A 23,410-nucleotide genomic window follows, 5' to 3' on the forward strand; every position below is an offset into this window, starting at 1 on the left:
GCTCCCTCCCTTTGCTGTTAACGATACCCTTACGACTTCAAGACAACTTTTTCAATGAAAATCAAGGGAGGTTCCGTTAAACCGGATGTTCCAGGACAAAAGTGTTGATAAACTCAAAAAAAGGCGTCCGGAAGGCGCGGATGTTGTTGATAATGTCCAGGCCGTTGGTATGGCCCGGTTCATCGCTGACGAATTTGAATATATGGCAGGGTACGGCCAGGGTCCGGCAGGTCTGGACCACGGCCGCCGCTTCCATGTCCACCAGTCCGGCCAGGACCGAGAGCGCTTTCCGGTCGGCCGGTTGGATCACCGGACGGTCGCCGGTGGCCAGAACGGCGGCGGCCAAGCCACCCGCCACCATATCCGGTTGGTGGCTGACGGGCCGGCCGGTGAAAATATCCGGCCGGTCGTGTTCGACGATGTGACGGATCTGAACCATGGCGCCGACCGGATAGCCCGTTTCCAGGGCGCCGGCCGCCCCGGCATTGATGACACGCGACGGCTTGAACAAGACGCAGCCAAAAGCGGTGGCGGCCGCGGCATGGGCCTTGCCGATACCGGAAATCACCAGAACCCGGTTGTTGCTTTTGAAGACCGGAAAGGGCTTTTCCGAAACAGCCTCCAGCCCCAATCCGGACACAAACGGTTTGGCCTCGAGCATGGTGGCCATGATAATCAGGGTCACAGAATGTCCGCCCACAGCGCCATCTCCTCCAGTTTGCAGATCGCCGCCTCGCCCACTTCCCCCAGTTCCAGGGAAAAGGGGTTGACGTACAGTTGAATATGCCCGTCGATAACCTGGTCGTCCATTTCCTGGGCGTGTTTTCTGATAAAATCCCGGGACGTTTCCGGATGGTTGACGGCGTATTGAATGGATTGCCGGATGTCTGTCTGTATGGCCTCACGGTGATCCATGGCCGGTGACGCTTTTTTGACGGCGATGCACCCCAGCGGAATCGGCAGGCCGGTTTCTTCCTCCCACCACTGGCCCAGGTCCACGATCTTCCGGCAGCCGTAATTCTGATAAACAAACCGGCCTTCGTGAATGATCAGGCCGGCGTCATAAACACCCCGGGCCACGCCCGGGAGAATGTCGTCAAATCGGGTTACCACCGTGTGGTGGATGCCCGGGTTCCACAGCTGCAGCAGGAGACTGGCCGTGGTCATCTCTCCCGGGATGGCAATGGTGGCGTCCGGCGAGAACGCCTCCAGGTTGCGGGCTACCAGCAGGGGGCCGCAGCCGAACCCCAGGGCCGCGCCGGCGTCCAGCAGCCGGTAGTTGTCCTGCAGCTTCAGGTAGGCGAAGAAGGACATCTTGGTCACGTCAAAAAGTCCCGAAAAAGCAAATTCGTTAAGCTCGTCGATGTCATGCAGATGGGCAGCATATTCCAGGCCGCCGGTGTCGACAAGGCCGTGCAGGAGGGCATGAAACATGAAGGTGTCGTTGGGGCAGGGCGAGAACGCCAGGCTCAATCGGGTCATGGCGTTTCCTTTCTGGCGATGATGATGGCCGCCACGCCGAAACACTGGGGAATCAGCCGGGTGGACGCGAACCCGTGTTCAAGTAGCATTTTCCGGATGTTTTCCGGGCTGATAAAAGTGGAAATCGTCCGGGCCAGATACTGATAGGCCTGGCGGTGACCCGACAGCAGACCGCCGATAACCGGCAGCAGCCGGGTCAGGTACAGGGTGTATCCGAAACGTATCAGCGGGTTGGCCGGCCGGGTCAGTTCCAGGATGACCAGTTCGCCCCCGGGCGCCAGCACCCGGAAGGCTTCGCCCATGAACACGTTGATGTCCGGTATGTTGCGGATGCCGAAGGCGATGGTGGCCACGGCAAAGGCGTTGTCGGCAAAAGGCAGGCAGGCGGCGTCGCCGGCCACGGGAAAGTGGCGGATGGCTTTTTTCCGCACGCCTTTTTCCAGCATGGCCAGAGAAAAATCCAGTGACGCCACGGCGGCGCCGTGCCTGTCCAGTAACAGCGACAGGTCGCCGGTGCCGCAGGCCAGGTCAACGACGGCTTTGCCTTTCACGTTCTGAATATGTCTGAAAATATTTTTTCGCCAGACAATGTCCGTGCCGAAAGACAAGACATGGTTGAGCAGGTCGTAGGTGGGCACGATGGCGTCGAACAGTCCGCGCACGAACCGCTTTTTCTCCTGGGGGGAATCGTTGTTGATCTTGTAAGTATATTCTTGCATAGGATTAGAAGGGTTCAAGGATTCGAGGGTTCAAGGGTTCAAGGGTGTGGAACAGAAGCATTCTAAGGTTCGATGGACCAAGGGTTAGAGGCCCCATGTTTTTTAGCGATAGTGAAAACACAGGCATCAGACCTCAATTGATTTCTGTTCGAGAGATTTTATCAAAGCTTTCAGCATCCTTTCAATCTCTGAAATATCAGTTTTTGTTCGGTTAAAGTTGTCTATTCTGATAAAGCCTAAATCCCCGGCTAACAGAATCTGGGTTTCCAGTTCACAAACCGAACCATAAGCAATGTAAAGCATCCGGATATAATCAGCGGTTGTTCTTCTGCCGTATCCTTCCGCGATATTAGACGGGATAGAAACAGCCGATCTTCTTATCTGTAGTCGCAAACCATATTTTTCATCACCCGGAAAGGCCGTTGTCAGTTTATATACATCCAAGCATAGCGCGTACGCTTTTTGCCACACCTTCAGCTCTTTATAGTTCTTTAACATTTCTTCGACCCTCCCTGGTCACTCAAACAAGATGTTTTATCCCTCCAGTCGCTTGACCCCTTGACCCCTCGAATCCTTGAATCCTTTAATCATGCTGGCGTTCAACTGGCTATATCAGTACTTGTGAACAATTTTGTATAAGGAATCTCTCTGCACCGGCGCCCTCCCCGCGTTTTTAACCAGCGCGATCATCTCGTCGCGGGACGAGGTGGTGGTTACCCCCGTGGCCTTGACGACCAGTTCTTCGGTAAGCACGCCGCCCATGTCATTGGCGCCAAAGGAGAGAGCGATCTGGGCCAGCCGCACCCCTTCGGTCAGCCAGCCGGCCTGGATATAGCGGATGTTGTCCAGAAAGATCCGGGAAATAGCCACGACCTTGAGATAATCCACGCCGGTGGCCGGGACGATATGCTCAAGGCGGGTCCGGGCAGGGGAGAAAGACCAGGGGATGAAGGCCTGAATGTTGCCGGTCCGGTCGGCCACTTCACGGACTACCACCAGATGTTCGATTTTTTCGGCAATGGTTTCGCCCATGCCGTAGGTCATGGTGGCTGATGACGGCAGGCCCTGATCAGCCAGGGCGGTCATGACTTCTTTCCACTGGGAAACAGTCAGTTTTTTCGGGCTGACGGTGTTGCGGATCCGATCCACCAGCAGGTCGGAGGCGCCCGGCATGGAATCCAGCCCGGCGTTCTTCAGGGCGCCGATCACGCCTTTGACGGGCATCTCTTCTTTTTCACTGATATGGATCACCTCGGCCGGCGAAAAGGAGTGCAGCCAGATGCCGGGGAACCGGGCTTTCACATTTTCCAGCAGCTGCGTGTACTGCTTCAGTCCGTAATCCGGATGCAGGCCGCCCTGGAGCATGACCTGGGTGCCGCCCGCCTCCATCAGGGCCGCGATCTTCGCTTCGATCTCCTCAAAGGAAAGTTCATACGGGTCGATCAGGCCGGCCCGGGCGTGAAAGGCGCAGAAGGCGCAACCGGCCCGGCAGATATTGGTAAAGTTGATGATCCGGTCAAGGATGAATCCGACCGTGTTCTCCGGATGGGCCAGGCGCATCCTGAAATCCGCGGCTTTTCCCAGATCGATCAGGTCCCAGCCAAACAGCTCCAGTGCCTCCATCGGCGTCAATCTTTTGCCCGCGTATATTTTTTCACAAAGCTCGTTGTTTATAACCACCTAACCACCTAACCACTTAATCACTTAAAACTTTTAACTCTTTTACCGTCTTAATCAATCCCAGTCCCGCGGCCTGTTCAAAATAAAACATCAAAGCCGCTTTCAACCGGTCGGTAAATTCAAATTTCAAGGTTTTATAGTATTCATCCAGGTCGTATAACACGTCCTCATATTTTTGCGCGGCCTTGCGAATGACCAGCTCCTTCTGCTGCTTGAGGCAATCCAGAGACAGATGATAAGAATCAATGACCGCCTTTATTTCCGGCAGAAAACGCTTCACGGCGTCCTGCCTGACGACGAATACAGCAAAGACCACCGGGTAGCCCGTCTTCCTTAACCACAGGTCGCCCAAATCGTAGCGGTAAGGGACCGGCCGGGTGGCGCAGACCATGGCGTCGTTGCCGATGAGCAGGGCCGCGTCCAACCCATCCAGCGTGGGCCGGGGGGCGGTGGTGACATAGGTCGGATCGGCCTGATAGTATTTTTTCAGCAGGGTTTTGAGCAGTACCGCCGACGTGTGGGAGGCGCTGGTCACGCCCACGATTTTTCCGTCCAGTTCCTCGATGGGGCATTGCGACGCCAGCGAGACCGAACCCACATAACCGATTGAACTTAAACAGAAGTCCGGCAGCACCATGATGTCGTCATGAATGTCGGCGCAGGTGGCCGAAGAGATGGGACCCATGTCCAGGTCGCCGGCCGCCATCATGGCGTTCAACTTGCCCGGGTACCCCGGCACCACCGTCACGCCGGGAACCGGCGCCTTTTCGAACATGTGATAGTAGAACGGATAGCAGTTTAAAAAATCAATATAGCCCAGTTTCATGATGAATATCCCGCCGTGGCGCGTTTCGGCTCAAATCCCGCGTTTTCGATCAGCCGCCGCAGAAATGGTTCCGACCCGTAATCCGGAGTGGCCGCGCCGGCGGCATGGACCACTTTTTCCTGATGGTAAGTCCCGCCGATGTCGTCCACGCCGAAATGCTGCATCACCTGGGCGATCTTGTCGCCTAAATACATCCACAGCCCTTTGATGTGGGGAATGTTGTGCAGGACGATCCGGGCCGTGGCATAGACGCGGATGTCATCATAACCGGAGACCGTTCTCTTTTCCCGCACGCCGGTGTTGGCCCCGTGAAACCGCAGCGGCACGAAGGTCTTGAATCCGCCGGTCTCATCCTGGAGCTTGCGGATCCGAAGCAGGTGGTCGGCGATGTTGCCGGAGCTTTCGACATGATTGTACAGCATGGTGGCGTTGGTCTTGAGCCCCAGGTGGTGGGCCGTCCGCATCACCTCCAGCCAGCGGTCACCGGAGATCTTTTTGGGGGCGATCCGGCTTCTGATGTCCGGGGAGAAAATTTCCGCGCCGCCGCCGGGCAGGGAGTTGACGCCGGCCGCAATCAGCCGTTTTAGCACCTGCTCCACGGGCAGGCCGCTTTTTTGCGCGAAGTAGTCATACTCCACGGCGGTAAAGGCCACGATAAACAGGCCCGGCCCGACTCGTCGCACGGTGCGGATCATCTCTTCGGCGTAATCCAGGGTCACGTCCGGGTGCAGACCGCCGACAATATGAATTTCATCCAGCCCGTCCGTTACTGCCCGGGAAACAGTCTTTTCAATCTCGTCCAGAGAAAGAAGGTAGGCGCCTTCCTCTCCCGGGTCTTTTGAGAAAGCGCATAACGGGCAGCGCAGTTCACAGATGTTGGTATAGTTCAGGTTCCGGTTGACCCCGTAGTAGGTGGTCCGGCCGTGCATCCGCGTGCGGATGTGGTGGGCCATGGCCCCCAGGTCGAGGATGTCGCTGGCGGTCAGCAGGGTCAGGGCGTCGGCCGAAGAGATCGGCCGGTCTTCCTCTACCTTCCTGGCGATGCTTTTCAGATCACGGCTTTGTATGATATCGGGTAACGGCATGTTGTATCTTCTATTCGCTCCCCCATTCCTTAAAGAGCGTATGTTTTCTTTCCAGCAGGCTTAAAATTTTTCCCACGATAAAATCGACCACGTCATCCACGGTTTCCGGCCGGGTGTAAAAACCGGGCACCGGCGGCAGGATCTCCACGCCGGCTTGAGCCGCCTGGTAAAGATTCCGCACGTGAATCAGGTTCAGCGGGGTCTCCCGGGGAACGATGACGCAACGCCGTTTTTCTTTCAAGGCCACGTCGCAGGCCCGGGTGATAAGCGTGTCGGCAAACCCGGCGGCAATGGCGGCCAGGGTCTTCATGGAACAGGGTACCACCACCACCGCCTCAAAATTAGCCGTGCCGCTGGCCATGGGCGCGAAAAAATCGGTGTTGTCATACTCGGTCAGTCCGGCCGTCTTTTTCACCCGGCCGCGTTTTTTGATGATGCCGGACAGGCCGGGATATTTGGCGCCCGCCTCCGGTAACTCGTGTCCGATGATCTGCCGGGCGGCCGGCGACACCACGGCCATGACCTCTTCCTTTGACCGCAGCAGTTCTTCGATCAGGCGGATGCCCATGATCGGCCCGCTGGCCCCGGATATGCCCACGACAATCATCGCTCGCTCCTTCCTCTGAATCCGTAAAACATGTAGCGGAAGGCGTCAGCCTTCCATTTTTCGCTGGCGGCCTGAAGGCCGCCCCTACATTTCAATTTTAACACCCTAACACCTGAACCACTTAACCACTTAATCACTTAACCACATAACTCATCAACGCCCCGGCTAACAATATCGGCGCCACCCAGCCATTGATTTTAAAGATTATCAATGACGCCCTTTTGATGTCCGGCTTCCGGGCCAACGTCTGCTGGTAAACGAATATCGCGGCAATGGCGATCAACCCGGTCCAGTACGGCCCTTTTTGCCCGCTCATCAGCCCGGCCAGAATCATGGCCGCTATTGACCCGCCATAGCACAGGGCCGACACCTGCAGGGCCCGCTCTTTGCCCAGGGTGACCGGCAGGGAATGCAGGCCGTGGCCGCGGTCAAACTCCAGGTCCTGGAGGGCGTACACGATATCAAGTCCCGCGATCCAGGCCAGAATGATAAAGCCCAGGACAAACGGCAGAAAGGCGAATTCGCCGGTCACAGCCAGAAATCCGCCGATGGGCGCGGCCGCTTCGATCAGGCCCAGGTAGAAATGGGACGAGGACGAAAACCGCTTGAAAAAGGAGTAGGTAAACAGAAGAAACACCCCGGCGAATGACAGGTAAAAGCAGAGGGGGTTGAGCATCCAGGCCGCGAAAACAAAGATCAGGCAGGCGGCCAGGGCGGTCAGCCACACCTCCGTCCGGCTGACGTCACCCTTTGGCAGGGCCCGCTCGGCCGTGCGCGGATTTTTCGCGTCGATGTCGGCGTCGATGACGCGATTGAAAGACATGCCGGCGGTCCGGGCCGCGGCCAGGGCCACCGCCACCCAGACCCAATCCCCGAAGGTCCCGCCCCCGGCAAACAGCACCCCCAGCAGGGCAAACGGCAGCGCGAACAAAGTCTGCTCGATCATGATCAGCTTGGAAAACGTCTTAAAATCCATATTCCTTCCAGCGCCGGGAAACCATTTCGCGGATGTCGGGCGACATGACGATTTCTTCGGGCCAGGGCCGGCCCATGCCTTCCTCTTTGGTTTTGCGGGTGGCGTCAAAACCCATTTTTCCGCCGAAATTGGCAAACGGCGCGGAATGATCCAGAGCATCCAGGGGCCCTTCGGAAAAGAGGATGTCGCGCCTCGGGTCGACGTTGTTTAACAGCTTCCAGACCACCGTGGACGAATCCCGCAGATCAATATCCTTGTCAAACACGGCGATGAACTTGGTCGAGGACATCTGGCCCAGGCCCCACAGGGCGCTGATCACCTTCTTGGCCTGGCCGGGGTGCTTCTTGTCGATGGAGACCAGGGCGCAGTTGTGAAAGACGCCTTCAAAGGGCAGTTCCATGTCCACGATTTCCGGCACCACCATCTTGAGCATGGGCAGAAACAGCCGCTCCGTGGCCTTGGCCATGTAGCAGTCCTCCATGGGCGGCTTGCCCACCACCGTGGCCGGGTAGACGGCTTCTTTGCGGCAGGTGACGCAGGTGACGTGAACGACCGGGTACATGTCCGCGGCCGAGTAAAAGCCGGTGTGGTCCCCGAAGGGGCCTTCGATGCGCTCCTCGGCCGGGTCCACATAACCCTCGATGACAAAGTCCGATTCCGCCGGCACATACAGGTCCACGGTTTTCCCCTTGACGATCTCGATGGCCCGGTTGTTGACAAACCCGGCCAGCATCATCTCGTCCACGTCCGGCGGCAGCGGCGCCGTAGCCGCGTAGGTCACGGCCGGGGACCCGCCCAGGGCCACGGCCACCTCCAGGCGCCGGCCGGCATTGCGGCTCTTGTCATAATGCCGGGCCCCGTCCTTATTATATTGCCAGTGCATGCCGGTGGTGGCCTTGTCATACTTGTGCATGCGGTACATGCCCAGGTTCTGGGTACCGGTGTCCGGGTCCTTGGTGATGACGACCGGCAACGTCACAAACGGTCCGCCGTCACCCGGCCAGCAGGTCAGGATCGGCAGCAGGTCCAGCAGCCCGCTGTCCGGACCAAGGATCACCTCCTGACAGGGGCCGGATTTGACCTTTTTGGGAAACAGGTCGGCCACTTCCTTTAACGTGAACAACGTCTTGATCTTTCCGGCAATGCCTTCCGGCGGCTTGGTTTTGAGCAGGGTTTCAATCTTTGCCGCCACTGCGTCAACAGGGCGGTTGTCAAATACCATCTCCATGCGGCCGACACTGCCGAAGGCGTTGATCAGCACCGGATACTTGTAGCCCCGCACTTTCTCAAACAGCAGGGCCGGGCCGCGCGCCTTGGACACCCGGTCGGCGATCTCGGTGATCTCCAGCTTCGGGTCCACCTCAACGCTCACGCGCTTCAAATCGCCCTTTGCCTCCAACGCCGCGATGAACTGTTTCAGATTCTGCAACATGGCCGATTCCTTTGCGGATATATCCTTTGGATATCATTATATATTCTTGATAACATTAGAAAACAAATTCTACGAGGATGCCCGGCTGATGTCAAGGCAATAACGGGCAGGCCAAAGGGAATAAGGTGTGCCCTTCTTGACGGAGTTGAGGTCTCGTTGCCTTGGGCGAAGAGTTTAGCATCGAGTTCAAAGGCTCCGGTAAGAAGAACAACTTTTACGGATGAAAGGAGGACGCCGTTTATTGCCGCCGGCGGATTCGGGCATGGCCAGGCGTCCGAGGATAATGACATTCCCGTGCGAACGGATCAGTCTTTTTTCAGGACGATCAGGGTGGTGTTGTCCAGATAGTTATATTTGCGGGATTTTATTTTGATGATCCGGATCAGTTCCCGCCCAATCTCTTCAGCGGAAAGATCGAATTTGACGATTTTGCTGACCTGGTGATTCTTCAGGTAGCCCCAGAGGCCGTCCGTGGCGGCAATCAGGATGTATCGCTCCGGCAGTTTGAACACCCCCACGTCCGGTTCGTCCGTGACACCGATCTTTTTCATGGCCAGGTCGCCCAGAGCCCGGGAAATATTCAGACCGAACTCATCGTAGAAAACCCGGTTTCCCTTGATCGTCGCCCCGGCGGCTATTAATCGGTTAAATTCGTCCTGGTTGGTGACACGGTGGTCGGTGGTCAGTTGTGTATTATGATTTTCATCGATAAGCAGCATCCGGCAGTCGCCGGCATTGGCCACAATCAGGGTCCGCCCCTGGATCAAAAACGCCAGGGCCGTACTCCCGATGTACAAATGCTTGCCTTCACAGGAGGCCACCCGGAACGCTTTTTTGAACGCGTCCTTGATGTTGACGCCGTTGCGGGCCTGCATCACCACCTCTTTGGGGATAATTCTGGACGCGTTTTCAGCCACATCGGGCCCGCCGTGTCCGTCATAGACCCCGCCGAGGATCATCCCGGTTTTGTTGCTCAAAGACAGGTTGTACCGGTCTTCCATCTGATTCCGTGTGCCGGTATCGGTTAATATGTATGAATCAATCAGCGGCATATGAACAACGTCAAAACCAACGGTAAGCAGGTGCCATCTATTTTCTGCCGTTCGGCCGATCTGAAAGGGAATCTACGCTCAAATCAGCCGTCAGAAGTCTATTTACACAAAATAAAAATTATCATACACCAAATCAGATCGTTTGGCCATATTTGTGTTTTATTGTGTGTTTTTTTAAAGGGAGGAAAAGATGACAAGAAGGCGGGAAGCCGGCATCAGCCTGTTTCCCGCTTGTGAAAGAGGTTTTTTACTGTTTATTGCGATGGCATAAGTCAGGAGACTGATTTAATGCCTCATTAAGTGGCTGGTTCATCCATTTACCGATGCAGCCGTTTCGCTTACCGGGTTGCCTGGTCTTTTCCCGGTCGACTTCAGATGCCGATATCAACTGGCAGGTCCCATCTTGTTTACATGGGCGACCAGGGATTCTTTCTGTATCCGGTTCCGCTGATTCGGTTGACAGGCCGCATGCCGGTTCAAAAACAGGTTCATTATATATATTGTTGGCTCTGTACATTTTAACACCTCCCCTCCAAGGGGGTGTTTTGACCCCCTTGGAGTATACAGGTTAATACCATGCCCCATAATTTCAGCACATCCGCAAACCCGCCCTTTCCGGGCGGGAGCGCAGTTATGCTGAAAATAAAGAAAGCATATCATATGCCACAATGTGGTATATTCTGATAACAAATTGAAATGGTGAAGATTCGAGAATGGCAGCTCAAGAAAATAACAGCTAAAGATAGATGTTTTGTCTGCCGGGCGGGGAAAAAATATCCATTGCTGATTTTCGATCGGGGTATAACCGGGTAAAAAAGTGACACCGGCCGCATGATGGCGGTGTATTTCGTTACAATTGTCGATACAGTTGAGACAAAAAAAGATAGTCGATTTTTCTTAAAACGCCAAATAGTTGCAAATCGCAAATGACTGTGATTGGTTATGATTCATGAAAAGCCCCAAAAATGGCAGAACGGGTTGGCGGACAATATAAAACGGAGGATGACCCGGATGAAAAAAAAAGGCCTAATCACAGCAATTCACGTTCTTATTCCGGCGGTGCTGGCGGTAACCGCCTTTGCCTCTTCGATCGGACCGATCACGCTGACGGAGCTATATGACAAGGCGGATCTGATCGTCATGGCCCAGGTGTTGAACGTGGCCGCCAAGGGGGATCAGGATGAGGTCACCATAAAGCCGGAAGTGTTTTTAAAGGGCGAAGGTGAGCAGGCCGAGTACACCTTTACCCTGATATCGAGGGGCACCCTGGAGGATTTTGATCCCGCGCTTTCCAAGGGTGACACAGGTGTGTTTTTTCTTAAACGTAAATTATTTTTGGGTCAGGTGGAGAAGGCCTGGTGGGGCAGTGTAGCTGTTTTTGTCAAAAATAATTTTGATCCACAGGGGAAAAAAGTTGGGGGGGAAGCGGACAAATCTCTGGTCGGCTGGCGCGCTTATCGCCTTAAGCTCAAACAGGCGCAGAATACAATTGATTATGACAGCGGTTTCCGGCAGGGATTTTCCGGTCCGCCGGTCATGCCCAAGGGAACGGTTGATTTCAACCTGGGTTATTCCGACGGTCAGCTGGCACGGGAAGGGATGGTTCCCGCCTGGTAATTATACCAATTTCAAATCAAAGCGCTCGCTGTGTTGGCTGCGTCGTCGGCTCCTCGACGTATTACAATACGCCTGCGTCGCCTCCTCCTGGCCGCCTTGCGATCATCTTTGATTTGAAATTGGTATTATCTTCTTACTTTTCGTTTTTGCCGCCGCTTTTAAGGTAACCGTCGATGATCTGGCGGCCGGTCTTTCCACCGGGATAAGGCCCGCACAGGATGACGCCGACCAGGTTGTCATCACGCAGCATGGTTTTGATCAACTGCTCATCCCGGGTCGTCCCGGACAAAAACATTTTCATCACCACCCGGATGGCCTTTTTCTTGCTCTCTTCGGAACCCCAGCCGTACAGCAGGGTCTCGCTGATTTCTCCCTTGTCTTCCCGGAGCATGTCGTCAATGACCGGGCTGTCCCGGATCATGTCTACAAAATCGGAGTCCCGGATAAACTCCCGGAGCCTGGCTACCAGGACTTTTTTTACCTGCTGTTTATCCGCGAAATACTTATCGCAGAGCTCCCGGTCCGGAGAGGTTTTGCCAAGCTCGATGTACTTTTCTTTTTTGAACATCTCTTTCATGTTCATGAAGGTATTATAAATATTGTACTGGCTGGAATAATTGGCCATCCATTCCGGCAGGCTGCCGGCCAGGTCGATGCGATAGGTGTGGACGATGCCGGTCCTTTCCCGGGTCACGAATTCAAACACATACTGGCCGGTCATCTCGGGCACCCGGATAAGATCCGCCTTTGGCGGACAGGAGGCCACTTCGGTACGGTAAAGGTTGGTAACGGCCCTGGCGTGATCATAGTCGTAGGCCGTGTTCGTCTTCATGACCAGGTCTCTGTCCGTCACGGGCCAGGGCAGGTCAAAAGAAAAGTAGGTAGTGAAATCGTTCAGACTTTCTTTTTCAATAACGTACGCCTCTTTGCAGTACGGCAGCCACTGGGGGTCGGCGGGCACGTCACGCAACATTTCGGCGACGACTTCGGGTGGTGCGTCAGCCACCATCACGGCCCGGAATTCAAAAATGCCCGAGTTTTCGACCTTGCGCGAATACGCTTTGATGCCGTTTTTGTCCATGACCAGCTCCCAGCCGCCGGTATCGCACATGTTGGGTGACTCCGGGAGGGCGGGTGACACCAGACAGCAGATCGTCAGAATCAATAGACAGCAGATTTTTTTCATGATGTTCTCCAACTCTGAATATTTTCCGTATTTGCCTGGGTTGTTGTATACTTTCCCGGAGGTTCTGGCAACAGGTTCGATTTTTCATGGCCGCTTTTGCCGGCCATATAAAAATTATTTTTGACAGGTCGCGGGCGGTTCTTTCATAAATAATAACAATAAAATAAAATAATTGTATTTTATTTGTCGACGTTGACAAAAAAACGGGCAAATTGTTTCAACCGCAAAAGGGGAAAATTCTTATGAAAGAAGCGAGCGTTGAGGGGAACACTCTTCTGCCCCTGCCTTACGTGGACCTTACCCGCGGATTGACCGCCGCCATGATCGCCACGGGCGGCCTGATGCACGCCGCCGGTCTTTACGGTGCAGTCCGCGACAACCAGCCGGTCTTCTGGTGGGTCTGGATATTCTTCCTGTTCGCCATCCCCGGCTATCTGTTGGCCGCCGTCGCCCTCATCAACAATCGCCTGCCGGGGTTCATCATCGCCCTGGGCGCTCCGCCTGTCGGCGGATTTTTCATCCTGATCGGATTTTTGTGGCCGGAAACGGAGTTGCTACGTCTTATCCCCGGAACCTATGGCCATGAAATCCGGCTGATCGGCTTTGTCACGCTGATCTGCGAGCCGATCGCTGCCGTTCTGGCCGGCCAGCTGCTGCTGGCGAAAATGTTGACATCACCACCCGGCCTTGCTAATGATAAGGGCTCCGGAGTAAAAGCCATTCCGTAAAGACAACAGGCATCTCTAAAAATTAGAATTTTGGTTCGAGGTCAAGGCGGGCGATAATTTTAATCGGAGGAATACATTGAAGTATTTCGACGATTAAAATTTGAGCACAAAGCCGACACCGAGCCCAAAGGCAATTTTTTACAGGTGCCCAACATTAAAAAATCAGCAGTCCGGCCTGAAGATCCCGAGCCGCTGCGAGGTATTCACGATAGTGTGGTTTTATGAAAAGAGCAGTCAGAATTCTCGTGCCCGGCCTGATCCTGCTGGGGGTTTTGCTTGTCGCCCTGCCCCACGCCATCAGCCTGAAACCGGTTCAGGTCGCCTTTAAATCAGCGCTTGACGTTCAATACGGCATCAAGGCTGATTTTGACAGGATCGCCTGGGAATGGTTTCCGTTTCCCCGGGTGTCTCTGTATCAGGCCAGGTTGTCCCATTCCCGCCTGGACGTTTCTTTTCCCCACGGTATTGTTTATCCGGATATCGTCGGGTTGATTAAATGGCAGTCCGCAGGCCGGATGATGCTGGAGCAGCCGGTGATCGTCGTCAAATCCCTGCGACCATCGGCGAACACCGAAGAAAAGAGCGGGGCAGTCCAGAAAACGCCGCCGCCATTTTTTTCCTTAAAGATCAAGGACGGTCATTTGCTGCTACCTGCCGACGGTTTTCTGGATAAGCTGGCGGCGCAGAAAACCCGTACGGAAATTACCGGAATCAACGCCGACGTCCGGTTTCATCATGACGGTCTGATGGTAAAAACCGACGGCCGGTTTTCTTTTGCCGATCGTATTCTTTCCCAGGTCAGCGTGAAAAGGCAGCTTCAGAAAGAGACCGGCGTTCTGAAAAATTACTGGCGCCTGGACATCGACGGTGAAAATATCGACCTGACCCGGGCCCGGGATATTGTACTCCTGCTTTTCGGGGAGCACCGGGTCGCCCAAAAAGTATGTGATATCGTCAGGGGCGGCCGGGTGAAGGAAGGGCATTATGGGTTTACGGGGTATGCCGAGGATTTGAATCATCTGGAAGCCATGAAAATTTCGGCTCTGGCGGATGATGTCTCCATCCGCGTTCCGAAAATCGACCTTCCCATTGAACACGGCCGCGGTTCCGTGGTCATCGAAAACGCCATCCTGAACGGGCAGGGACTGGCCGCCGGCCTGGGAAAGTCCACCGGTAAGAACGGCAGCTTCCGGCTGGGTCTTGGCCGGGATCCCGTTTTTCAGCTGGCCGTGGATGTGGACGCCGATCTGGATGAACTGCGCGGGTGGCTGGCCAACAATTTACTCAAGCATAAAGAGACGGTCGTCAACGAACTTCAGAAAATAAGCAGCGTCAAAGGGCGGGCCAGGGGCCGCCTGGAAATCGGCGACGATTTGCATCACCTGGCAGTTAACGCCGACATCCTGTCATCGGACGGCCGGATTGAGTATGGGCGCTTGCAGGAACCCATTTTATTCAAACGCGGCGATCTGACGATCTATCCCGACCGGCTGACCTGGGCAGGGGCTCAGGGCCAGATCGGATCGCAACGGATTGATGACACCAGCGGCACGGTCTTTTGGAAAGAAAAGGTAGTGCTGGATATCGATGATATCGACGCCCGCCTGGACGCGGGTCCCTTGTTGAAGGAAGTTATCGCGTACCCGTCCGCCCGGCAAATTCTGGAGCCGGTGATCCGCTCCGTTTCCGGTCCGCTTCAGGTAAAAAAGGTGACGGTCCGGGGACCCATAACGGATATCAGCAAGCTGAACTATGACGCCACGGTCAGTACCGACGGGTTGACGATTGACTCTCCCCTCCTGCCGGGCGAAGCCCGGGTCAGGGTCTCGGACGCCCGGATCAGCAGCAAACGGATCGTTTTACCATCCATACCCTTGGACATGTCCGGCGAGCGGGTGACCCTGGAAGCCGATTTTTCGCATACGCTCTGGAAGACTTTTGCCGGAACCCTGACGGTTACCGGGACCGTCGAGCGGCAGACGGCTCAATGGATCAGGGGAAAGGGCTGGATTCCGGACATGGTTTTTCCCCGCTCTCCCTGCCAGGTGAAGCCGTTAACGATCGTCTTCAACGGAAAGGACGTCTCCCTGAACGGGACCATTGTATCCGGGCAGGGCGCCGACAGCGTTACCAGCCGTCTGGATATGAACGTGGCCGAAGGCCGGGTGAATCTGAAGAAGGTGATCATCGCTTCGGCGGATGAAGCCGCCGAGGTCCGGCTGTCGCTTGACCGGCGCCGGTCTCCGGGCCTGACGGTGGGATTTTCCGGCAGCCTGCGGAAAAAGAGCCTGGATACGATCCTGGAAAACAACCGCTTTCTCAACGGAAAAATTACCGGCGACTGCGAACTGGCCTATGATTTTTCCCATGCCTCCGCCCACCGGTTCAAGGGGAATCTGGAAGCATCGGGCAGCACCTTCTTCATCAAAGACAGCCGTATTACAATTAATAATACTGTAGTTTCCGGCCAGGACTCTTTTGTTGAGATCAAGAAGGCGGACCTTAACCTCAACGACGAATTTGTTTTTGTTGACGGGCGTGTTTACTTTCCGGATGACGCCGGGATCAGGACCGAACTGAACGCCAGATCGGGGTATATTTCAGTCGCCAATCTGAAGCGGCTGTCTAACGACTTAAAAAACCTGTTCAAAGAACGTGATGCCGCTTCTTCGTCTTCCTCCCCGTCTCCTTCACCGGCGTCTACAACACTGAGCGGTATGGCGGCGACGGGAACCATCAACTTTGACGTCAATATTTTTCAATACAACCCCGAGTCGGAGCCGTCGACGGCCCAGGCGATCATGGATTCAACGGCCAGGGAGTTCACCGGCCATGATTTAACCGGCACGATCAACCTGATGCAGCCGGGCAACCGGGTCTCCGTTTCCATTAATACCGGCAGCATCTGCGACGCCGCCATCTCCGGAATGGTTGGTCTGCCGCCGGAAAAGACCTTCCTGACGTTTCTGACCGGCGCCCGTGAAAAAAACGACGCCCAGCAGCTTCTGGACTGCCTGGGGATAAAAGACAGAAAAATTTCCGGGGTGTATTCCCTTGACGTGGTCATCGAAGGGACGCCGGGTAGCTGGACCGGCGGTCATATCGACTTCCGGGTGAAAGATGGGACCATGAAGGGGATGGTGATTCTTTCGAAAATTTTTACCCTGCTGAACGTGACCGACCTGATTTCGCTGAACGTGGTTAAAAAATTTTTCACCCTGGGCTATCCTTTTTCGGACATCAAGGTGAGGGGAAAAATCGCGGACAACATTCTGACTATCGATGAGACCAAGATTATCGGGGAAGGGTTGAATATTTTTTTCAAGGGAACTATCGATCTGAAGACTACCGCCATGGACCTGGTGGCCTATGTTACTCCTTTTAAAACCATTGATTCCATTGTGACCCTGATCCCTTATGTGGGGAAAAAAATGGGGCGGGGCGAAAAGAGCGTCGTTTTTATCCCTTTCAAGATCAGGGGCACCGTCAAGAATCCCGACGTCTTTCTGCTGTACGAAAGCAAGCCCAAAGAAACGCCGCCATAGTGAACCCGGACCGGGCCTCGTTAGTTTCCATCCATAAATGGCCTTTTTTCGCAATCTCTGCGTCAAACTGCGGGGCTTTTTGTGCGGCGTACGAAAAGGTCGCCTCCGCAAAACCCCTTGTTTTCCTTGACCTTGCGCAATCCCGCCATGGCGGGACTGGGTTGGAAACGGTTCAGTGTCCCTTTTCATAGCCTTGGATGGACACTCGTTAACTGACGGGATCCGGTTTCCGGTGGTGGTCGTCCACATGCTCGATGATGCGGGTTCTGACCATCTCGGCGGTCTCCTCGTCCGTCAGGCCGGCAAAGTCCTCGTAGGGGATTTCATCCAGAATGGTCACCCGGATCTTGTGAAAGCCGTGAAAGTTCATGCTTTTTTTCGGCAGCGCCCGGGTGGTGCCGCTGATGGCGATGGGCAGGATCGGCTTGCGGGTCTTTCTGGCCAGGTGAAAGGCCCCGGGCTTGAAGGCTTTCACCCGGCCGTCCGGGGAGCGGGTGCCCTCCGGGAAGAAGAAGACCGAGCTGCCTTGATCCAGGGCCTTTTCCGCGTCGGCCAGCATTTTGATGATACTCTCCTTGTCGCCCCGGCGCAGACGGATGTAGCGGTTCAGGGTCATGTTCCAGCCGATGAACGGCACCCGGAACATCTCTTCCTTGGATACCCATTTGTAATGAAAAAAGAGCGTGAAGCAGACCAGGATGTCCAGCTGGGACTGATGGTTGGAGACGATCACCCGGCTGCCCCTGCGGGGGATTTTTTCGCGGCCGACCACCGTCACCGACCAGGCCGGCATGATCCAGATGTACATGGAGCCCCACAGACAGGTGAACCAGTGCAGGATCGCCAGCCGCCGGTCGACCAGCACCGTCAGCAGCCAGATGGCCAGGGCCACGCAATATAACACCGCGCAGGAAACGGCGATGTAGGCGATGAACAGAGCGGATACGATTCGTCGTAACATGGTCAGGTCTCCCGGTCGTTTCTGAAATAATAGGTGTGGTCGCAGAATCCGTCGCCGGCGGCCAGGGTATGAAACCGTTCAAAACGGATCAGGGGCTGGAATTTGTCACAGAAGGTCACGTCGCCCTGGCACAGGGCCGGGGTCAGTTCCGGCATGCCCAGCAGAGCAAACACCTCGACAAACTGACAGCGGGTGATGTTGATCTGGAAGGTGTCCGCGGTTCGGATCGTCACCCGGATGGTTTCAAAGGGCATACGGGACAGCACCCGGGCAAAGCGGTCTGAAAACACGGAAAACGGCTGGCCATTTTTAAGGGTCGGGATGTTCCAGGCCAGTACCCGGGCCGAACCGGCGACGATGGCGTCGTAAAACAGCCGCCTCGCCCGGTCCTTTCCCAGGATAACTCCCGCCGCCCGGTACGAAAGGGCCAGCGGCAGAAAAAACAATGTCAGAACCATTTTCCAGAATCTCATCATGTCCCTTGCCTCTGATGAAATTGATCCGTGATCGTTTCCAGGTCCGAAATGTATTTATTCCATTATCGCGGCAGCGCGTCAAGCTCTTCCCAGCGGCGGTAGGCAGCGGCGATGCGCTCTTCCACGGCCTTGAGGCGGTTCTGCTCCCCCACGATTTTTTCCCGGCTCTGCTTGTAGAACGACGGGTCGGCCATGGCCGCCTGAAGGCTGTCCAGTTCGGCTTCCAGGGCCTCTATCTCGGACGGCAGGGCCGCCAGTTCCCGGTTCTGGGCGAAGGTCAGTCGTCTGGTCTTTTCCTGTTCCGGCTTGCGGCGGGCCGGCGCCGGCTTTGGTTCGGGCTGCAGCAGGGCTTCCGGACGGGGACGCTGGAGCAGCCAGTCATCGTATCCGCCGGCGTATTCGACCACCTGCCCCGGCCCTTCAAACACCAGGGTGCTGGTGACAATATGATTTAAAAAACTCCGGTCGTGGCTGACCAGCAGCAAGGTGCCGTCAAAGGAAAACAGCAGCTCTTCCAGCAGCTCCAGGGTTTCGGCGTCCAGGTCGTTGGTCGGCTCGTCGAGCACCAGCAGGTTGGCCGGCCGGGTAAAGAGCCGGGCCAGCATCAGGCGGTTGCGCTCTCCGCCCGAGAGTACGTAAACCGGTGTGCGGCAACGTTCGGGGGAAAAGAGAAAGTCCTGAAGGTAGCTGATCACGTGGCGTTTGCGGCCGTTGAAAACAATATAGTCGTTGTCCGTGGAGATGTTCTGGACAACCGTCTTCTGCTCGTCCAGGCCCGTCCGGAGCTGGTCAAAAAAGGCCGTCTGCAGGCAGGTGCCGTGGCGGACCGTGCCGCTGTCCGGGGCGATGTCACCAAGCAGGAGCCGGATGAGGGTGGTTTTCCCGGCGCCGTTGGGCCCGATGATGCCGATTTTGTCTCCGCGCATGATGGTCGTGGAAAAGTCCTTGACGATAGGGCGGTCTCCGTAACGGTAGGTCAGCTCTTCGGCTTCGATGACCAGCCGGCCGCTGCGCTCGGCCTCCTGCATTTCCAGGTGCGCCAGGCCGATTCGGGCACGGCGCCGGCGGGCCGCGGCCCGGAGTTCCTCCAGGGCGCGCACCCGGCCCTCGTTGCGGGTGCGTCGGGCCTTGATGCCCTGCCGGATCCAGGCTTCCTCCTGGGAAAGTTTACGGTCGAAATGGCGCTGGTGACGGTCGTCGATTTCCAGCTCCGCCCGCCGCCGCTGCAGGTAGGTCTTGTAATCGCAGGCATAGGCGGTCAGCCGACCCCGGTCCAGCTCCATGATCCGGGTGGCGATTTTTTCCAGAAACATCCGGTCATGGGTGATAAACATCAGGGTCTTGACCTGGCGCAGGAGGAAATCCTCCAGCCAGACGATGCTGTCGATATCCAGATGGTTGGTCGGCTCATCCAGCAGCAGCAGGTCGGGCGACATGGCCAGTGCCCGGGCGAACAGGGTCCGCCGTTTCATGCCCGCCGACAGGTCGGCAAACGGTTTATCCGGGTCAAGGCCGGTCCGGAACAGAACGCTTTCGACCTGCTGCCGCAGCGTCCATTCGTCTCCAGTGCCCGTATCTTTTTGGGCATCATCCGTGGCCGGACGCCGTCCGCCCGCCACCACATCAAATACGGTGCCGGTGAATCCGGTGGGGACATCCTGCTCCAGGACGGCCACCCGGACCCCCTGCTGTCGGACAATCTCGCCGCCGTCAGGCAGGATTTCCCGGTTCAGTAGCCGTAGCAGGCTGGTCTTGCCGACACCGTTTCTGCCCAGCAACCCGACCCGTTCGCCTTTCTCGATGTTCAAGCTGATGCCGTCCAGCAGATAGGGTTCGCCGAACCCCCAGCGCACGTCATGCATGCTGATCAGGGCCATATCCGGTCGTTTCCGTTAAGGAGAGAGGACTTGTATTTTCGTTAATATGGATACTTGTTTCACTGCCTGCGTTTATGTATCATGGCGCCATACCCGGATCAATAACGTTCCGGAGTTTCGTCCGGAGGCGGTATGACCATCGAACACGGATTTTCCCGTCGTGATTTTCTGAAGGCAACGGCGGTCATGGCCGCGGCCGGCATGATGCCGTCGTGCGTTGGCCTCAACCCCCGCTCAGCCGGCCGAATGCCGGAGGCCATGAATCGACTGCCGGGATACCAGCCGTGCGTGGCCAGTTGCTGGGTGCCCGGGGCGGGGCACCCCGACTACTACCACCTGTTTAAAAAAACGGCCGAAGCCGCCACGGATTTTTCCTGGCTGCGGCCCGGAGACCGGGTGCTGGTCAAGCTGGCCCTGAATTCAGGCAAACCGTTCCCGGCCACCTCCGATCCCTGGTCGCTTTACTGCGTGGTGAAGCTGCTTTATGAAAAAGGGGCCGGCCAGGTACTGGCGGGCGATCAGAGCGGCGTGGAATCCGTTCACTGGACCGCCGCGGCAAAACGGGGCTCTTCCCGGGAGTGCTGCCGGTCGGCCGGTCTTCTGCGGGTGATAGACGAGACAGGTGCGCGGCCGGTGTTTTTTGAGGAGGCCGGATATGACGCTTACCGGGAAACCCGGTCCGAAGGATCGTCCCACTGGGACCGTCCGCTTTATGTTTCAAATATATTGGATCAGGTCGATCACCTGGTGTACCTGCCCCGGGTCGGTTCTCATATCATGGGAGACATCACTTCCGGCATGAAGCTGGGAGTGGGCTTTCTGCGTGAAGACAGCCGGCTGTTGTTTCATCAGGGCGGCAGCGCTTTTTACGCCATGTACGAGGAGGTCAATCAGGTTCCCGAAATCCGTTCCCGGCTGCGGCTGCTGATTTCCTCCGGCCGGCGCGTGCTGGCGAATTTCGGGCCGGACAACGGTCATGTCGTCGCTCCCGGGCAGGGCCTGGTTTTCGCGTCAACGGATATCCTGGCCCACGAGGTGTTTGCCTCGGCCTGGCTCAAATGGAACCGCCGGGAGTCAATACCGTTTTATTCGGACGCCACCAGCGGCACCCTGACCCGCTTCCGCTCCCTGATCAACAAAGGCTTTGTCCGCTGGATATGGAAGGATGATTACTGGCTGAACGCCACTCCTTCACTGCCCTTCTATCAGGCCGGCAACATCTACTCGCATCCGGCGGTGCAAAACGCCCTGAAGCGGAACGGGGGCCTGCCCGAAGATATTCACTGGGAGGATATCAACCCGGAAGAGGCAGATGCCGTGGCCTCGGCGTTTATCCGGGGTTGTCTGCTGACGGGCTGAAGATAAATTCCGCGCCCCGGGGAAGCGTCCGGTTGAATGCCCCGATTGCTTCGATCGCTTCCTGGCGGTAGCGCTGATCGGTGACGTAAACATCAACATGGTTGACGATTCCTCTGACAAAGGGATCCAGCAGCGGCGGGTTCTTCCCCGGATAATATTCGCCGATTTTTATCCAGACGCCGGGGACGTTTTTAAACCAGGCGCTGGTGATCATCACCAGACGAACGCCTTTTTCACGGGCCAGTCGGGCCACGCAAGACAAGCTGTCGCGCTGGATTCCGCAGCGCAGGGCTTCGATCGATCCCACCCCCCACAAATCCAGAACATAGGCGGAATTTTTGTAAGTCACCCAGCCCAGATCATTAATCGCCGCCGGGTAGGGATAAAATTCCGTGATCAGCCGATGCATCTGGTAGGGATGTCGATAGGCCGCGTTGGATATGGCCGGAACCAGGGTGGTAATGATCAGCGATGGCAGAGACAGGACCAGGAATGGCATGACACCGAAGAAGACGGCTCGCATTGTTCCGCCCGGGTACCGGAAGGTGTCGGCCAGGTAAATCCAGGCGGCGCTGACGGCCAGAAGGGACAGAATGTAGGCTTCATAACGGAACAGGGGCAGGGGGCCGATATTTCCGAAAATCAGGTGCAGCCCTCCGGCGGAGAACACGACCGCCGCCAGCCCGCGGTATTGGCGCCAGCGATCGGCCGTCAATGCCGGCACGTGGCTTAACAGGAGAAGGATGAGGGGCAGGCTGAAGGGGTTGGTCAGATTCAGGAAAATATTGATCCCGAGGCCGCGCAGCGGGTTGCCGAAGCCGTTCTGATGAATAGTTTTAGCCGTTATTGAAGTGGGCAGCATGCCGATGCCGTGGCGGTAAAGATAATAAGAGAAAAGAAAGAGGGTCAGGCCCATGATCAGGCCGGTTAAGACGGATCCGGCGCGATGGTTACGTGAAAAAAGCCGGATCAGGGCGGGGCAGACAAGGGCCAATGATTCGTACCGGATCAGGGGGGAGAGCAGCAGGGCGATGGTCAGGTAAGCGGGCATCCGTCCGGTCTGATGCTCGCGGATCAGCCCCAGAAGGATCAGGTGGGCCAGAAGGATCTGCAGGGGGGTTTCCATGCCGCTGAAAAGCAGCAGGATCAGGTTGGGAATGAAAATCAGGGAAATCAGCAGCAGATAGCGCAGGGCCTGTCCGCGTCGTGTTCGCAGTCGTTCGGGAAGCCGGGAAAACATCGGGGTGATGATGTTGTATTGGATGCGGACGATGGCGATGACGATTCCCAGGTTGAGCAGCAGAACAGCCCATTCAAAGAACGGCAGGGGGGTTAAGGGGGCCAGTATAAAGGGCCATAAGATGCTGGAGTTCGGGGCGGATATTTCGCCCGGGTTATGGCCGTAATGGCCGGCGAGAATGTTTCTGGCCTGTTCAAAATGAATATAGGCATCATCGAAAAGCAGAAGAAAAAAGCCGTCGTTTATTTTCAGGATCAAGATCAGTTCAGTAATAAAAAGGAACAGTATGATCAACAGCGGCAAGAGAAAGGGTGGGGCGGCTTGCTGGGGCGGAGACGTTTCCATGAAGGTATTGTAGAATAATGCCCGCTGATGTCAATTGATTATCGGCTGCTAACAGGCCTCTCTTGCTTTGAGGAGCGTCTTTTCGTCATCACATCCGAAAAAACGTTTATTGAAATTCCACTGTAATAGGACGGCCTGTCCTGTTTTACAGTATTCAAAAGTTGTTGTTCGGAACGTAAACAAGAATTTGCACCGGCTTGTTTTCCCGGTTTGGACA

At 56.1% G+C, this 23,410-nt stretch carries 20 protein-coding genes; 4 read left to right on the plus strand and 16 right to left on the minus strand.

What is annotated here, in order from left to right; all coding sequences use genetic code 11:
- Positions 1 to 76: 76 nt before the first annotated feature.
- The 11 genes from AB1724_00660 to AB1724_00710 form a co-directional block, all read right to left on the minus strand.
- On the minus strand, positions 77 to 700 hold the full coding sequence (locus AB1724_00660; protein ID MEW6076299.1) for a hypothetical protein: 624 nt from the start codon (positions 698 to 700) through the stop codon (positions 77 to 79).
- The gene (locus AB1724_00665; protein MEW6076300.1) at positions 682 to 1,482 is read right to left on the minus strand and encodes a 1,4-dihydroxy-6-naphthoate synthase; all 801 of its coding nucleotides are present in this window, start codon (positions 1,480 to 1,482) and stop codon (positions 682 to 684) included. The genes AB1724_00660 and AB1724_00665 overlap by 19 nt, the downstream gene beginning before the upstream one ends.
- Positions 1,479 to 2,201 (minus strand): ubiquinone/menaquinone biosynthesis methyltransferase, encoded by a 723-nt coding sequence (locus tag AB1724_00670; GenBank protein MEW6076301.1) that lies wholly within the window; start codon positions 2,199 to 2,201, stop codon positions 1,479 to 1,481. Before AB1724_00670 ends, AB1724_00665 begins: the two co-directional genes overlap by 4 nt.
- A 126-nt stretch (positions 2,202 to 2,327) precedes the next feature.
- Complete coding sequence (locus AB1724_00675) at positions 2,328 to 2,699, minus strand: four helix bundle protein (protein ID MEW6076302.1); 372 nt, start codon at positions 2,697 to 2,699, stop codon at positions 2,328 to 2,330.
- A gap of 114 nt (positions 2,700 to 2,813) precedes the next feature.
- Positions 2,814 to 3,881 carry a CofH family radical SAM protein gene (locus tag AB1724_00680; protein MEW6076303.1) on the minus strand — a complete coding sequence of 356 codons (1,068 nt, stop codon included), beginning with the start codon at positions 3,879 to 3,881 and terminating at the stop codon, positions 2,814 to 2,816.
- Between the two features lie 16 nt (positions 3,882 to 3,897).
- The gene (locus AB1724_00685) at positions 3,898 to 4,707 is read right to left on the minus strand and encodes a menaquinone biosynthesis protein (protein ID MEW6076304.1); all 810 of its coding nucleotides are present in this window, start codon (positions 4,705 to 4,707) and stop codon (positions 3,898 to 3,900) included.
- Positions 4,704 to 5,792, minus strand: coding sequence for a CofH family radical SAM protein (locus AB1724_00690; GenBank protein ID MEW6076305.1), 1,089 nt, complete (start codon positions 5,790 to 5,792; stop codon positions 4,704 to 4,706). Before AB1724_00690 ends, AB1724_00685 begins: the two co-directional genes overlap by 4 nt.
- Positions 5,793 to 5,802: 10 nt before the next feature.
- The gene (locus tag AB1724_00695; GenBank protein ID MEW6076306.1) at positions 5,803 to 6,399 is read right to left on the minus strand and encodes a UbiX family flavin prenyltransferase; all 597 of its coding nucleotides are present in this window, start codon (positions 6,397 to 6,399) and stop codon (positions 5,803 to 5,805) included.
- Between the two features lie 133 nt (positions 6,400 to 6,532).
- The gene (locus tag AB1724_00700) at positions 6,533 to 7,375 is read right to left on the minus strand and encodes a UbiA-like polyprenyltransferase (GenBank protein ID MEW6076307.1); all 843 of its coding nucleotides are present in this window, start codon (positions 7,373 to 7,375) and stop codon (positions 6,533 to 6,535) included.
- Positions 7,365 to 8,807 (minus strand): menaquinone biosynthesis decarboxylase, encoded by a 1,443-nt coding sequence (locus tag AB1724_00705; protein MEW6076308.1) that lies wholly within the window; start codon positions 8,805 to 8,807, stop codon positions 7,365 to 7,367. Before AB1724_00705 ends, AB1724_00700 begins: the two co-directional genes overlap by 11 nt.
- 305 nt (positions 8,808 to 9,112) lie before the next feature.
- Positions 9,113 to 9,859: a PP2C family protein-serine/threonine phosphatase gene (locus tag AB1724_00710; GenBank protein MEW6076309.1), complete on the minus strand. Its 747-nt coding sequence runs from the start codon at positions 9,857 to 9,859 to the stop codon at positions 9,113 to 9,115.
- 1,011 nt (positions 9,860 to 10,870) lie between these two features.
- On the opposite strand from AB1724_00710, the gene AB1724_00715 reads away from it, so the two are divergent.
- A complete protein-coding gene (locus AB1724_00715) occupies positions 10,871 to 11,476 on the plus strand; it encodes a hypothetical protein (protein MEW6076310.1) in 606 nt (201 codons plus the stop codon).
- A gap of 133 nt (positions 11,477 to 11,609) precedes the next feature.
- Here AB1724_00715 and AB1724_00720 read toward each other — a convergent pair whose 3' ends face one another.
- Complete coding sequence (locus AB1724_00720; GenBank protein ID MEW6076311.1) at positions 11,610 to 12,662, minus strand: START domain-containing protein; 1,053 nt, start codon at positions 12,660 to 12,662, stop codon at positions 11,610 to 11,612.
- Between the two features lie 242 nt (positions 12,663 to 12,904).
- On the opposite strand from AB1724_00720, the gene AB1724_00725 reads away from it, so the two are divergent.
- Together AB1724_00725 and AB1724_00730 are read left to right on the plus strand one after the other, a co-directional pair.
- Positions 12,905 to 13,390 carry a hypothetical protein gene (locus AB1724_00725; protein ID MEW6076312.1) on the plus strand — a complete coding sequence of 162 codons (486 nt, stop codon included), beginning with the start codon at positions 12,905 to 12,907 and terminating at the stop codon, positions 13,388 to 13,390.
- Positions 13,391 to 13,611: 221 nt separating this feature from the next.
- Positions 13,612 to 16,935: an AsmA-like C-terminal domain-containing protein gene (locus AB1724_00730; protein ID MEW6076313.1), complete on the plus strand. Its 3,324-nt coding sequence runs from the start codon at positions 13,612 to 13,614 to the stop codon at positions 16,933 to 16,935.
- A gap of 208 nt (positions 16,936 to 17,143) precedes the next feature.
- On the opposite strand, the gene AB1724_00735 is transcribed toward AB1724_00730, so the two are convergent.
- The 3 genes from AB1724_00735 to AB1724_00745 all read right to left on the minus strand — a co-directional run bounded on the left by AB1724_00735 (position 17,144) and on the right by AB1724_00745 (position 20,249).
- On the minus strand, positions 17,144 to 17,896 hold the full coding sequence (locus AB1724_00735) for a lysophospholipid acyltransferase family protein (GenBank protein MEW6076314.1): 753 nt from the start codon (positions 17,894 to 17,896) through the stop codon (positions 17,144 to 17,146).
- 2 nt (positions 17,897 to 17,898) lie between these two features.
- A complete protein-coding gene (locus AB1724_00740) occupies positions 17,899 to 18,372 on the minus strand; it encodes an L-2-amino-thiazoline-4-carboxylic acid hydrolase (GenBank protein ID MEW6076315.1) in 474 nt (157 codons plus the stop codon).
- Between the two features lie 62 nt (positions 18,373 to 18,434).
- Positions 18,435 to 20,249 carry an ATP-binding cassette domain-containing protein gene (locus AB1724_00745; protein ID MEW6076316.1) on the minus strand — a complete coding sequence of 605 codons (1,815 nt, stop codon included), beginning with the start codon at positions 20,247 to 20,249 and terminating at the stop codon, positions 18,435 to 18,437.
- A gap of 132 nt (positions 20,250 to 20,381) precedes the next feature.
- Between AB1724_00745 and AB1724_00750 the strand changes: the two genes are divergently transcribed.
- A complete protein-coding gene (locus AB1724_00750) occupies positions 20,382 to 21,608 on the plus strand; it encodes a DUF362 domain-containing protein (GenBank protein MEW6076317.1) in 1,227 nt (408 codons plus the stop codon).
- On the opposite strand, the gene AB1724_00755 is transcribed toward AB1724_00750, so the two are convergent.
- A complete protein-coding gene (locus tag AB1724_00755) occupies positions 21,580 to 23,106 on the minus strand; it encodes a hypothetical protein (protein MEW6076318.1) in 1,527 nt (508 codons plus the stop codon). The two genes, AB1724_00750 and AB1724_00755, sit on opposite strands and share 29 nt — an antisense overlap.
- Positions 23,107 to 23,410 lie beyond the last annotated feature (304 nt).

The organism is Thermodesulfobacteriota bacterium (genome assembly GCA_040753795.1).
GTDB lineage: Bacteria > Desulfobacterota > Desulfobacteria > Desulfobacterales > Desulfosudaceae > JBFMDX01.